At 63.2% G+C, this 12039-nt stretch carries 13 protein-coding genes; 7 read left to right on the forward strand and 6 right to left on the reverse strand.

What is annotated here, in order from left to right:
- The first annotated feature begins 150 nt into the window (after positions 1 to 150).
- Together phaR and AAFN55_RS19795 are read left to right on the forward strand one after the other, a co-directional pair.
- Positions 151 to 762, forward strand: coding sequence for a polyhydroxyalkanoate synthesis repressor PhaR (gene phaR / locus AAFN55_RS19790; protein ID WP_347800694.1), 612 nt, complete (start codon positions 151 to 153; stop codon positions 760 to 762).
- A gap of 159 nt (positions 763 to 921) precedes the next feature.
- Positions 922 to 1353: a heme-binding protein gene (locus AAFN55_RS19795; protein ID WP_347800695.1), complete on the forward strand. Its 432-nt coding sequence runs from the start codon at positions 922 to 924 to the stop codon at positions 1351 to 1353.
- A gap of 48 nt (positions 1354 to 1401) precedes the next feature.
- On the opposite strand, the gene AAFN55_RS19800 is transcribed toward AAFN55_RS19795, so the two are convergent.
- The 3 genes from AAFN55_RS19800 to mtgA form a co-directional block, all read right to left on the reverse strand.
- Positions 1402 to 1803 carry a hypothetical protein gene (locus AAFN55_RS19800; RefSeq protein ID WP_347800696.1) on the reverse strand — a complete coding sequence of 134 codons (402 nt, stop codon included), beginning with the start codon at positions 1801 to 1803 and terminating at the stop codon, positions 1402 to 1404.
- A 150-nt stretch (positions 1804 to 1953) separates the two neighbouring features.
- A complete protein-coding gene (rpmF, locus tag AAFN55_RS19805) occupies positions 1954 to 2136 on the reverse strand; it encodes a 50S ribosomal protein L32 (protein ID WP_047147461.1) in 183 nt (60 codons plus the stop codon).
- A gap of 153 nt (positions 2137 to 2289) precedes the next feature.
- A complete protein-coding gene (gene mtgA, locus AAFN55_RS19810) occupies positions 2290 to 2997 on the reverse strand; it encodes a monofunctional biosynthetic peptidoglycan transglycosylase (RefSeq protein WP_347801049.1) in 708 nt (235 codons plus the stop codon).
- A gap of 140 nt (positions 2998 to 3137) precedes the next feature.
- On the opposite strand from mtgA, the gene AAFN55_RS19815 reads away from it, so the two are divergent.
- A complete protein-coding gene (locus AAFN55_RS19815; RefSeq protein ID WP_347800697.1) occupies positions 3138 to 4055 on the forward strand; it encodes a polyprenyl synthetase family protein in 918 nt (305 codons plus the stop codon).
- A gap of 133 nt (positions 4056 to 4188) precedes the next feature.
- Positions 4189 to 6717, forward strand: coding sequence for a response regulator (locus AAFN55_RS19820; protein ID WP_347800698.1), 2529 nt, complete (start codon positions 4189 to 4191; stop codon positions 6715 to 6717).
- Here AAFN55_RS19820 and AAFN55_RS19825 read toward each other — a convergent pair whose 3' ends face one another.
- Positions 6718 to 7527, reverse strand: coding sequence for a lytic transglycosylase domain-containing protein (locus AAFN55_RS19825; protein WP_347801050.1), 810 nt, complete (start codon positions 7525 to 7527; stop codon positions 6718 to 6720).
- 31 nt (positions 7528 to 7558) lie between these two features.
- Entirely contained in the window at positions 7559 to 8812 is a 1254-nt protein-coding gene (gene ispG / locus AAFN55_RS19830) for a flavodoxin-dependent (E)-4-hydroxy-3-methylbut-2-enyl-diphosphate synthase (RefSeq protein ID WP_347801051.1), read from the reverse strand.
- A gap of 176 nt (positions 8813 to 8988) precedes the next feature.
- Between ispG and AAFN55_RS19835 the strand changes: the two genes are divergently transcribed.
- Both AAFN55_RS19835 and AAFN55_RS19840 read left to right on the forward strand, forming a co-directional pair.
- Complete coding sequence (locus tag AAFN55_RS19835; RefSeq protein ID WP_347800699.1) at positions 8989 to 9771, forward strand: 3-hydroxybutyrate dehydrogenase; 783 nt, start codon at positions 8989 to 8991, stop codon at positions 9769 to 9771.
- A 6-nt stretch (positions 9772 to 9777) separates the two neighbouring features.
- The gene (locus tag AAFN55_RS19840) at positions 9778 to 10956 is read left to right on the forward strand and encodes a patatin-like phospholipase family protein (protein WP_347800700.1); all 1179 of its coding nucleotides are present in this window, start codon (positions 9778 to 9780) and stop codon (positions 10954 to 10956) included.
- Here AAFN55_RS19840 and AAFN55_RS19845 read toward each other — a convergent pair.
- On the reverse strand, positions 10883 to 11497 hold the full coding sequence (locus AAFN55_RS19845) for a helix-turn-helix domain-containing protein (protein WP_347800701.1): 615 nt from the start codon (positions 11495 to 11497) through the stop codon (positions 10883 to 10885). The genes AAFN55_RS19840 and AAFN55_RS19845 overlap by 74 nt on opposite strands.
- A gap of 82 nt (positions 11498 to 11579) precedes the next feature.
- On the opposite strand from AAFN55_RS19845, the gene AAFN55_RS19850 reads away from it, so the two are divergent.
- On the forward strand, positions 11580 to 12038 hold the full coding sequence (locus AAFN55_RS19850; RefSeq protein WP_347800702.1) for a (2Fe-2S)-binding protein: 459 nt from the start codon (positions 11580 to 11582) through the stop codon (positions 12036 to 12038).
- Position 12039 lies beyond the last annotated feature (1 nt).

Below are 12039 nucleotides of genomic sequence, written 5' to 3' on the forward strand. Positions count from 1 at the left end.
GGAATTTCGATGGCGCGGCGCGAGCAAAAGCCTTTCCGCACTGCACAAAGCGCTTTCAATTGCCAACCGTTTGCGCATATCCTGACGATCCGGTGACAAAAGTGTGGCATCGGTTCACGTCTGATTACGCTGCATTCCGGGAGGTCATGAATGCCCGCAAAAGACGATCCGGTGGTTATCAAGAAATATGCGAACCGCCGCCTCTACAATACGGGTACCAGCACCTATGTGACGCTGGAAGACTTGGCGGAAATGGTGAAGAAGGGCGAGGAATTCACCGTCCAGGACGCCAAGACCGGCAACGACATCACGCATCCGGTGCTGACCCAGATCATTTTCGAACTGGAGAACAAGGACGGGCAGAACATGCTGCCCATTCCGTTCCTGCGTCAGTTGATCTCGTTTTACGGCGATCAGATGCAGATGGTCGTGCCGAGCTTCCTGGAACAATCGATGGTCGCTTTTGCCAAGGAGCAGGAGCGTTTTCGTGATCAGATGAAGAATGCCATCGGCAAGTCGCCGATGGACATGATGAAGATCACCACGCCCATCAAGGCGATCGAAGAGCAGACCAAGCGCAACGTCGAGCTGTTCCAGAACGCCATGCGCATGTTCACGCCCTTTCCGCCGCCATCCGCTCAGACGAGCGATGACGAGACGGCCACCCCTGACGCGCCAGCGGAAAGGTCCGACGATCTGCAGGAACTCAAGGAACAGATCGCCGCGATGCAGCGCAAACTGGACAAGATGGGCAACGACTGAAGCCGATCTCCCTTACTGCGACAGCCTTATCGGACGAGCGCGCACCGCGCTCGCTCCCCGTCTTCGCGGTGATGCCAGGCCATTGAGTTGCCGAGAGCCCTTACATTGCGATGCGTGAGGCAATAGGTTGCCGCCGCTTACCCAAGAAGGAGAACTCGCATGGCGGAACTCACGCTTTCCAAGGCCAACACCATCATCACGCAGGCGCTGGCGAAAGCGGCCGCAGAGGGCATGAAGCCGCTCGGCGTCGCTGTGCTCGATGCAGGCGGACATCTCATCGCCTGCCAGCGGCAGGACGGCAACCCCTTCATGCGGCTGGATATCGCGTCGGGCAAAGCTTACGGCGCGCTTGCCGTCGGGACGGGCTCACGCTCGCTGAACGCGGCCGCGCAGGACCGCCCGCATTTCGTCAACGCGCTTATGGCTGCGTCGGGCGGCAAGATAATTCCCGTGCCGGGTGGCGTGCTCGTTCGCAATGCAGGGGGCGAGATCATTGGCGCCGTCGGCATCTCCGGCGACACCTCGGACAATGACGAGGCTTGCGCCATTGCCGGCATCGAAGCGGCCGGCTTCACCGGCGACGGCGGCTGACAGTCCTCATCGTCTCCCGCGGCAATGCGGCGGGAGACGATGCCTCCATCAACGGAAGTTCACATCGCGGGACGACGCGCGCAGCGACACGGTGAAGCCTGCCAGCACGTCGACGAACGTGATGATCATCAGGGTGAAGAACAGCGACGTCGCAGCCCCGCGCACGAGCAGGAATTCGACCAGAAACGCGACGAAGACGAATGTCGACAGCAGATGATCGACCACAGACGCGTTGGACGTGCGGGTCGACTTGAGAATCTCGAAGAACGACAGCAAAAGCGCGATCAGGATCATCAGGTCCGCGACCGTCATCGTGAACACGCCGCCCGACATCATGGGTACGGAGAAAAGCTGCTGCGCCCACGGCGCGCCATCGCCACCGAACACGCCGGCAAGGCCGAGATTGTAGAGGATGAACGGGACGATCATCAGCGGGATGTGGGCGAACATGCGCAAGCTCCGTCGCGACTGGTCAGTCTTGTAGCGCAGGAGATCCGCACACGGTCAAGCAGCATGCGATCACGCGCGCGTCGCAACGCCCGAAAACGCAAAAAGACCGGCGCGAGGCCGGCCTTAACGTGCAGAAAAGCGAGCGGTAGCTCAGCCTTCCTTGGGCTCCAGAACCTGGCGACCGCGATACATGCCGGTCTTCAGGTCGATGTGGTGCGGACGGCGCAGTTCGCCGGAATTCTTGTCCTCGACATAGGTCGGGGCCTTGAGCGCGTCGGCCGAGCGGCGCATGCCGCGCTTGGACGGCGAGGTCTTTCGTTTAGGTACAGCCATTGATCATGCTCCGGTGTTACTCAACAGCCGCTGCGCCCTCGCGAAAGGGCCTCGCATGGCGGCCGAAATCAAAGAAAGTCGCGTGCCTATACACGCAGGAGCCGCTTTTGACCAGCACCGGTACGGAAATTTTTCCGCCTGATGCGGCAAAGCCTACCGCAGGCACCGTACATAATCGCCGGCATGGTTCGCGCGGCGCTCGATCGTGGCCGCGAGCCGGTTGAGCCCCGGCCCTGGAGACGCCGGCGTGCGTGTCAGCGGACTGGGCAGGGTCACAGCGAGAAGTGCCGCCTGCCGCGCGGTCAGATCGCGCGACGACTTGCCGAAATGATGCTGGGCGGCGGCCTCCGCGCCATAGATGCCCGGGCCCCATTCGGCGATGTTCAGGTAGATTTCCATGATCCGCCGCTTGGGCATGACGAGGTCGAGATAGACCGCATAGGGCAGTTCGATCGCCTTGCGGATGTAGGAACGGCCGTGCCAGAGATAGAGGTTCTTGACGGTCTGCATCGTGATCGTCGAACCGCCGCGAGTCGCCTCGCCTGCCAGGAAATCGTCGAACAATGCACGGAACTCGCCGAGATCGATGCCCCTGTGGGAACAGAACTGTCCATCTTCGGACATGACCACGGAATGTTTGAGCCGATCGCCGATCTGGTCGATGGGTGTCCAGCGGCGGTCGTACCCCGAGAAGGTCGCGAGGTCCTTCATCATCAGCGTCGAGATCGGGTGGATGGCGGATGGCATGTAGAGAAGTGTGACGGCGATAGGCATGAGCCCGGCGATCACGACGACCAGCGCGATGCGCCGCAACCAGACGAATGAGCGCCGACGCGCTTTGCTCCGCCCGCGGCGCCTCATGTCCGGCTCGATCTCGACGGTTGGCTGATCCACCTTTCGGCCCCTCTTTCCATCTTTCCGGCATACAGTCGACCCAGTCGAAGCGCAACGCTGAGAGGCGTCTTGACCGCGAGCGCTTTTGTCGGCATCGCTCCGCAACCATGGAACACGCCGATACCCAGATATTCGAAGCAATCCTGGCCGGGCGCGCCGCAAGCGTCGAACGCACGCTGGACGCGCTCCTGCGACCCGCATTGCAGGATGGTGAAATCGCCAGGCCAGAGGGACTGCTCGCCGCAATCCGGCATGGCGTGCTCAACGGCGGCAAGCGCCTCCGTCCGTTTCTCGTGCTGGAGAGCGCTGCACTCTTCGAGGCGGATGGAGAGGCGGCCATGCGGGTGGCGGCTGCCCTCGAATGCATCCATTGTTATTCGCTCATCCACGACGATCTGCCGGCCATGGATGACGACGATCTCCGCCGCGGGCAACCCACGGTTCACCGCGCCTTCGACGAGGCAACCGCAATCCTCGCCGGCGACAGCCTCCTCACCTACGCCTTCGACATCATTGCGGACGATGCGACCGATCTGGCCGCAGACCGCAAGACTGCGCTCATCCTTCGGCTGGCCCGCGCGGCGGGCATGGGCGGCATGGCCGGCGGTCAGGCGCTCGATCTTCTGGCCGAACGGGAAAAGCCCGACGAAACCGGTATCGTCACGCTTCAGGCGATGAAGACCGGCGCGCTGATCCGATTCGCATGCGAGGCGGGTGCGATCGTTGGCGGCGCTACTCCCGCCCAGCGCGAGACGCTCGCGGAGTTCGGCTCCGCGATCGGCCTGGCATTCCAGCTTGCCGACGACCTGCTCGACGCAACCTCCGACACGCAGGCGCTCGGCAAAGGCGCGGGCAAGGATGCGGCGGCGGGCAAGGCGACGCTCGTCGGCCTGCACGGCATCGACTGGACGCGCCGTCAGCTCGCAGGCCTGGTCGATCAGGCAAGCGACCTGCTCACCCCCTTCGGCGCGCGCGCCGACATCCTGCGCGAAGCCTCGCGCTTCGTTGCCACCCGCTCTTTCTGACGTCCGACACGCAAATCATTCGAAATCGAACTGCCCGGATTAAGAGCAACTTAATCGGATTGCTCAATCTTTAGCGACGTGTGGTGCGTAAGGGTGTCTGGGGCCGATGTCGTTTGCTGTAACGCGCGCGTATATGCGCGGTCGTCTTATTTTCATCATGACCGGCTTCTTGCTGGCTGTGGCGCTTGGTGCCGGCGTTATCCATTGGCAGGCCAAGATGGCCCGAACCAACGTCGAGTTCGGGGCAGTCCTGAGCGCCATGAGCGAGGCGACCGCCGACGTCATCTACTTTGCGCTCATGCTGGACCAGACGAGCCTGCGCGGCGAACTCGGCGACGAACGGGCCGCACGCGCCCAGCTCGAAATCGAGGTCGGCCAGTTTGCCATGCCGAAAGGGCCCGTCACGCAACAGCCCACCTTCAATGCCGATGCCGCGATGGATGAGACGCGATCCAACCTGCACGCGGCCATAGACCGGCTCGACCGCGCCTACCGCGCTTTCGGCCTGGCTGCGGACGGCGACTTCCAGATGGGCGAGAGCCAGCGCATCACGATCGACGAAAATGCACAGACGACGCGAACGGCCATATCGGGCGATATCACGTCGATCCTCGCCGGCATCAACGACCGCAAGGTTCCGGATACGCTGATGCGCCTGTGGGAAGGTGACGGCGGCAACTTCTCGCTCAAGCGCGACGTGCAGGAAGTCATCACGCTCGCCAATCGGCTCGACATCATGAGCGACTACGCCTCCCCGGTGGCGCAACGCGTGTTCCGCGGCCTCCAAACCCTCGCAAGTGAGCGCGTGCGGCCGAATCTCGACGCGACGGTCGTCGAACTGCGCAGCGACATGATCGAGGGTTACAATTCGCTTCAGAAAATCCTGATCGCGGTCGCCGCGTCAATTTTCCTCGTCGGTGTCGCCACCACGCTGTGGGTCTTCGTGCCGATGATGCGGAACATCTCACGCGCCCATGACGATCTGCATTCGGCCAACGCGTCCATCGAGGCTGCCCGCGTGAAGGCTGAATCGGCCGACCGGGCGAAGTCCGAGTTCCTCGCGAACATGAGCCACGAAATCCGAACGCCCATGAACGGCGTGCTGGGCATGGCCGAACTTCTCATCCGCACCGACCTCGACACGCGCCAGAGAACCTTCGCCGATGTCATCCTGAAATCGGGCAACGCGCTCCTCACGATCATCAACGACATTCTCGACTTCTCCAAGATCGACGCCGGACAGTTAAGCCTTGATCCGGCGCCCTTCAGGCTTGGCGAGGCCATCGAGGACGTGGCGACACTGGTTTCCACCCGCGTCGCGGAGAAGGACCTTGAGCTCATCGTCCGCGTCGATCCGGAGCTTCCGGCCTGCGTCGTCGGCGATGTCGGGCGCATTCGCCAGATCGCCACCAATCTCGTCGGAAACGGCGTCAAGTTCACCGAAAAAGGTCACGTCCTGGTCGATGTCAGCGGGCACGTCGAGAACAGCACCGCTCACATCACCATTCGCGTGGAAGATTCCGGCATCGGCATCCCCGACAAGATGCTGGAAAAGGTTTTCGAAAAATTCAGCCAGGTCGATTCATCGTCCACAAGACGCCATGAAGGCACCGGCCTCGGCCTCGCCATCGCCTCGCGCCTTGTCTATCTGATGGGCGGCGAGATGGGTGTCCAAAGCGAGTACGGGCGTGGCTCGACCTTCTGGTTCACGATACCGCTGACGATCTACGAAGATGTCGAGCCTGCGAAACCGGTGCCCTTCGACGTCTCCGGCGCGCGCGTTCTCGTCATCGACGACAACCGCATTAACCGCGACATCCTGCTCGAACAGCTTCGTAGCTGGAACTTCGATTGCGCGGCAGCCGAAAATGGCGAAGTCGGCCTCGCCTTCCTGGACCGTGCCGTCCAGCTTGGCGCGACCGTCGATTGCATCATTCTCGACTACCAGATGCCGGGCATCAACGGCGTCGAAGTCGCGCGCCGCATCGCCGCGAACCCCGCGACCTGGAACATCCCGGTTCTGCTGCTCACCTCAGTGGACCAGGCGGTAACCGGCCAGTTGACAATGGAATCGGGCATTTCGGCGCATCTTAACAAGCCGGCGCGCTCATCAGCGCTGCTGGAGACCCTCGTCACGATCATGCAGGTGGCGCGTGCGGCACCCCGCAAGGAGCGGCCCGCGGGGCCGGAAACGCCACGCCCCGCTGCCAAGATCGTCACCGAAGCGACGCGCCCGGCCCATTCACCCCAGCGCGCGAACAAGCCGCGCCAGCTCGATATTCTCGTGGCCGAAGACAACGAGGTGAACCAGCTCGTCTTCAGCCAGATTCTCGACGGGTTGGGACTTCATTATCGCATCGCCTCGAACGGGCGCACCGCCGTCGAGATGCACCGCACGCTGAAGCCGCGCCTCATCCTGATGGACGTGTCCATGCCCGAGATGAACGGCTTCGAGGCGACCGCCGCGATCCGCGACGCCGAACAGGGGATCGGCACCCGCACGCCGATCATCGGCGTCACCGCACATGCGTTGAAGGGCGATCGCGAGAAATGCATGGAATCGGGCATGGACGATTATCTGTCGAAGCCCGTCTCCCCCAACAAGCTCGCGGCCAAGATCAACGCCTGGATCGGCGAGGACAATGTGGCGCTCAGCGCCTGATCAGCGATTGCGCGTGACGATGCACGCGCCGCCGGCGCGCCTGAGCCCGACGCACAGCGCGTCGGCCTCGCCACGTGTTTCGGCGCCGACCCGAACCGCATAGATGCCGCGCCGGCCGATCGGCGAGCGCACACGGCTGATTACCGGCTCCACATTTGCGAACAGCTTCGGGTTTCGGCCCTTCACCGTCTGCCATTGCCGTATCGCGGCCGCACGGTTGAAGCTGCCTGCGACCTGGATGCCCCAGGGCAGAACCGGCACGGTGGACATGGCGACGGTCTGGAACCTTGCGGTGGGCAGGTCGAGGCACGCGCGGCTGAACGATTTTGTCTCGTGCAACGGAGGCGCTTCCACCTCTCCCCGAACGCCCGCGAACGTGTCGGCGGGCGCACCCATGATGTCGAGCACGTAATTCTCGGTTTCCAGCGGCAGGAAGCCGCCGCTCGCGAGCCAGCGCGACACCCTGCCCTCCCCGGAATTGTAGGCAGCCGCCGCAAGGCCGAAATTCCCGAACTTGGTCGAAAGCTCCGCGAGATAGGTCGCAGCCGCCGGAATGGCCTGCTCGATGTCGAACGCATCCTCGAGGCCGCGCATGCGTGCCGTGCCGGGCATGAACTGCGCCACGCCCTCCGCACCCTTGGGGCTCACCGCATTGGGGTCGAAGCGGCTCTCCTTCCAGATCAGGCGCGCGAGGAAAGCGCGCGGCAGATCGTTCTGGTCGGCATGAGCCGCGATCAGACCGCAGACGCGGCCAAGATAGGGCGGCCCGGGCGGATCGGCGAACGCAGTTTGAGAAACGCTCGCGGAAATAGCGACCGCGAATGCGACGGCGAGCCTGATCCTATTCCGCCGCTTGCCGGCCACCGGTTCCGAACCGCTGCTCGATATAGTCGGCGACCATCTTCTGGAAATCGTCCGCGATGTTCGGCCCGCGCAGGGTCGCGGCCTTCTGCCCGTCGATGAAGATGGGCGCGGATGGCGTCTCGCCTGTGCCCGGCAGCGAAATGCCAATATCGGCATGCTTGGATTCGCCCGGTCCGTTGACGATACAGCCCATCACCGCAACCTTGAGAGCTTCAACGCCCGGATATTTCTCGCGCCAGACAGGCATGTTGCGGCGCAGATCGTCCTGAATGGTCGCGGCCAGTTCCTGGAACACCGTCGATGTCGTGCGCCCGCAGCCCGGACACGCCGCCACGATCGGCACGAACTGGCGGAAACCCATCGTCTGGAGCAGTTCCTGCGCCACCTGCACCTCGCGGGTCCGGTCGCCGCCGGGCTCGGGCGTCAGCGAGATGCGGATCGTGTCGCCGATGCCTTGCTGAAGCAGGATGCCCATCGCGGCAGACGACGCCACGACGCCCTTCGTGCCCATGCCTGCCTCGGTAAGGCCGAGATGAAGCGCGTGGTTCGATCGCTTGGACAGTTCGACATAGACGGCGATCAGGTCCTGCACCTGGCTGACCTTGGCCGACAGGATGATCTTCTCGCGCGGCAGGCCGATCTCTTCCGCGAGTTCTGCCGAGATCAGCGCGGACTGCACGATCGCTTCGCGCATCACCTCCACCGCCGTCATGGGAGAACCGGCCTTCTGGTTCTGGTCCATCAACCGCGTCAGCAATTCCTGGTCGAGCGATCCCCAGTTGACGCCGATGCGCACCGGCTTGTCGTGCCGGATCGCGGTCTCGACGATCGCGCCGAACTGCCGGTCCTTCTTTTCCTTGAAACCGACATTGCCGGGATTGATGCGATACTTCGCGAGCGCTTCGGCGCAATCGGGGTGGTCCGCCAGAAGCTTGTGGCCGATATAATGGAAGTCGCCCACCAGGGGCACGTTCACGCCCAGCCGCGCCAGCCTGTCGCGGATGCGCGGGACGGCGGCGGCGCTCTCGTCGCGATCGACCGTGATGCGCACGATTTCGGACCCGGCGCGATGAAGCGCGGCGACCTGCGCCACGGTGCCGTCTATGTCGGCCGTGTCGGTGTTCGTCATCGACTGGACGACCACCGGCGCTCCGCCACCGACCAGCACGTCGCCGACCAGAACACCGACGGTTTGCTTGCGATCCAGCGGACGGTCGAGGAAGGGCTGCATGATGCTCAAATTCATATCGTTCATCGCACGTATTTAGGGTGTCGGAGGTATCTAGCACAATCCGGCAAATCGGGCATGACGAAGACGCAACTACCGTAAAACCACCATCACGGTTGGAATTCATGCTGCAGCGCAATATGTAACAGTCGCATAGAACCATCGCGAAAGACGAAACCATGCTGACAGGCAAGACTGCAATCGTGACCGGCTCGACCTCCGGCATCGGGCTCGCCACAGCCGAGGCGCTCGCCGCCAAGGGCTGCAACATCGTCGTGAATTCCTATGGCGACGACACGGCCGATCACCAGATCGCAGCCGATATCGCATCGAAGCATGGCGTCGAGGCCGTCTACGTCAAGGCGGACATGTCGAAACCTGCGGAATGCCGCGATCTCATCGAAAAGACTGTCGCACGCTTCGGCAGCGTCGACATCCTCGTCAACAATGCCGGCATCCAGTACGTCGCGCCCGTCGAGACATTCCCGATCGAGAAGTGGGACGCGATCATCGCGATCAACCTCTCTTCGGCGTTTCACACGGCCGCCGCCGCGATCCCGCACATGAAGGCAACCGGCTGGGGCCGCATCGTCAACATCGCATCGGCGCACGGGCTGCGCGCATCGCCCAACAAATCGGCCTATGTCGCCGCCAAGCACGGCGTCGTCGGCCTCACCAAGACGATCGCCCTTGAACTGGCGGGCCAGGGCATAACCTGCAATGCGGTCTGCCCCGGCTTCGTGCTGACACCGCTGGTCGAAACGCAGATCGAGGATCGCATGAAGGAAGAGGGCCTCGACCGCGAGGCCACGATCCGCGACGTGATCCTCGCCAAGCAGCCATCGAAGCAATTCGCGACGGTCGAGGAGATCGGCGCATCCGTCGCCTTCCTCTGCTCGAACGATGCCGCGCAGGTCACCGGCACCACCCTGTCGGTCGATGGCGGCTGGACCGCCCAGTAGACGATCATGACCGGCAAGCCCATCAACATCGCGCTTCAGGGCGGCGGTTCGCACGGCGCGTTCACCTGGGGTGTGCTCGACCGCCTGCTCGAGGATGGCCGGCTGGATTTTTCCGCCATTTCCGGGACCAGCGCGGGAGCCATGAATGCGGTCGCGCTCGCACATGGCTGGGCGGAAGGCGGAGCCGACGGCGCCCGCCGGAAGCTTCATGATTTCTGGCGCGCGGTCGGCCGGACCGGTCGTTTTAGCCCGGTTCGTCGCATGCCGTGGGATGTGTTGTGGGGCAACTGGTCGGTCGAGAACACGCCCGGCTATATGTGGTTCGACACGTTTTCGCGCGTCTTCTCGCCCTACAGCGCCAATCCGTTCAACCACAACCCGCTGCGCGATGTGGTCCGCAGCGAGATCGATTTCGACCTCGTGCGCAAATCCGCCGGCCCGAAGCTCTTCGTCTCGGCGACCAACGTCGAGACCGGACAATTGCGGGTCTTTGAGACGGCTGAACTCTCACTCGACGTGATCATGGCGTCGGCCTGCCTGCCGCAGATATTCCAGGCCGTCGAAATCGAGGGTACGCCCTACTGGGATGGCGGCTATGGCGGCAATCCGGCGCTCTACCCGTTCTTCTACGCGACGCCGACGGAAGACGTCCTGCTGGTCCAGATCAATCCGGTCGAGCGCGAAGGCGCCCCGCGCTCGGCGCGCGAAATCCAGAACCGTATCGACGAAATCACCTTCAACGCCGCCATGCTGCGTGAATTCCGCGCCATCGCCTTCGTCAACGAACTGATCGACAGCGGTCGCATCGACCGCGACCACTACCGGCATATCAGGATGCACCGGATCGACGCAGACGAGGCCTTCAAGGATCTTTCCGCCTCGTCCAAGGTCAATGCCGAATGGGCGTTCCTGGAATATCTGCGCGATCTCGGGCGATCAGCAGCCGAGGACTGGCTGACGGAGAACTTCGAGGCGGTCGGCAAGACAGGCACGCTCGACATTTCAGGAGAACTGGCGCCGGGCCTCTCCGCGAAGCCGAAGAAGAAGACCGGCGCGCGCGTCCGCGATTTCCTGGCGACGCGGAAGCGGCCGGCCGTCGCCAAGCACCACGCTACGGACGGATCGCGGCGACGAGCATCCGCGCAGCCCGCTTCGCAGCCTCGAGATGATGAGTGGGATCGCTGAGCCGCGGCTTCATGCCCTCCAGCGCATCGAAAAAGGTCTGCGCGAGCGTGCGTGCCGAAAACCCGCGTGAGGCGAGATCGACGCCGGTCGCCCTCGTCTCCGCTTCGATGGCCTGTTCAAGCACACCATCAATTTTCTCGCGCCACTCTTCGATGACCTCGCCGGCGAGATTGTTCTTCATGTCAATGAGTTCGAGGCCGTGCGGCGACTCCTCGATCTCGCGCATCATGTCGAAAAGCGCGTGCTCGACCAGCCGATCGAGGCGGTCGAGCAAAGGCTCGTCGCCATTCAGAGCCACGGATGCACGCTCCGCGCATCGCGCCATGACGCATCGCGCGATCGCCTTGTAGATGTCCGTCTTGTTGCGAAACACCACATAGAGTGCCGGGCGCGATAGATCCGACGCCTTGGCGATGTCGTCCATCGTCGTGCGGGTAAAGCCGTAGGCCAGGAATACTTTGTAGGCACCTTCGAGAATACGCAGGCGCTTGGGATCGGCAGCGTCGTGGCGTATCGCCGAGATGGGTTCGCTGATTGACATCATGCATCTCTTGACAAAATTACGTATTTTGTCAAGGTGTCCGCGCAGCCCGCCGCCAAGCGGCCAGCCATGGTGGTTCTCGATGCGATTGACTGTCGACGGCAAGACCCTGGAAATCGATGCTGACCCCGAAATGCCACTCCTATGGGCGCTTCGGGATATCGCCGGCATTCTGGGTCCGAAATTCGGTTGCGGCATCGCGGCCTGCGGCGCGTGCACCGTCATCATCGACGGCTCGCCCGTGCGATCCTGCGTCATGCCGCTCGGGCAGGTTCAGGGCGACGTGACGACGATCGAAGGTCTGGCGCAGGACGGCAGGCTTCACCCGGTCCAGCAGGCCTGGGTGGACGAACAGGTCGCCCAGTGCGGCTACTGCCAGGCAGGTCAGATCATGACCGCCGTCGCGCTGCTGGACTGGAATCCCGAGCCGACCGACGCCGACATCGACAACGCCTTTGGCGGCAATCTCTGCCGGTGCGGCACCTATCCGCGCATCCGTGCCGCGGTCAAACGCGCCGCCGGCGCGCGTGCGGGAGCCTGAT

It is taken from the genome of Mesorhizobium sp. CAU 1732, from assembly GCF_039888675.1.
Classification (GTDB): domain Bacteria; phylum Pseudomonadota; class Alphaproteobacteria; order Rhizobiales; family Rhizobiaceae; genus Aerobium.

What these genes read in the sequence shown, in the direction of transcription:
- phaR (WP_347800694.1), top strand. Translation starts at nt 151, where the DNA reads ATGCCCGCAAAAGACGATCCGGTGGTTATCAAGAAATATGCGAACCGC.
- AAFN55_RS19795 (WP_347800695.1), top strand. Translation starts at nt 922, where the DNA reads ATGGCGGAACTCACGCTTTCCAAGGCCAACACCATCATCACGCAGGCG.
- AAFN55_RS19800 (WP_347800696.1), bottom strand. Translation starts at nt 1,803, where the DNA reads ATGTTCGCCCACATCCCGCTGATGATCGTCCCGTTCATCCTCTACAAT.
- rpmF (WP_047147461.1), bottom strand. Translation starts at nt 2,136, where the DNA reads ATGGCTGTACCTAAACGAAAGACCTCGCCGTCCAAGCGCGGCATGCGC.
- mtgA (WP_347801049.1), bottom strand. Translation starts at nt 2,997, where the DNA reads ATGAGGCGCCGCGGGCGGAGCAAAGCGCGTCGGCGCTCATTCGTCTGG.
- AAFN55_RS19815 (WP_347800697.1), top strand. Translation starts at nt 3,138, where the DNA reads ATGGAACACGCCGATACCCAGATATTCGAAGCAATCCTGGCCGGGCGC.
- AAFN55_RS19820 (WP_347800698.1), top strand. Translation starts at nt 4,189, where the DNA reads ATGCGCGGTCGTCTTATTTTCATCATGACCGGCTTCTTGCTGGCTGTG.
- ispG (WP_347801051.1), bottom strand. Translation starts at nt 8,812, where the DNA reads ATGCAGCCCTTCCTCGACCGTCCGCTGGATCGCAAGCAAACCGTCGGT.
- AAFN55_RS19835 (WP_347800699.1), top strand. Translation starts at nt 8,989, where the DNA reads ATGCTGACAGGCAAGACTGCAATCGTGACCGGCTCGACCTCCGGCATC.
- AAFN55_RS19840 (WP_347800700.1), top strand. Translation starts at nt 9,778, where the DNA reads ATGACCGGCAAGCCCATCAACATCGCGCTTCAGGGCGGCGGTTCGCAC.
- AAFN55_RS19845 (WP_347800701.1), bottom strand. Translation starts at nt 11,497, where the DNA reads ATGTCAATCAGCGAACCCATCTCGGCGATACGCCACGACGCTGCCGAT.
- AAFN55_RS19850 (WP_347800702.1), top strand. Translation starts at nt 11,580, where the DNA reads ATGCGATTGACTGTCGACGGCAAGACCCTGGAAATCGATGCTGACCCC.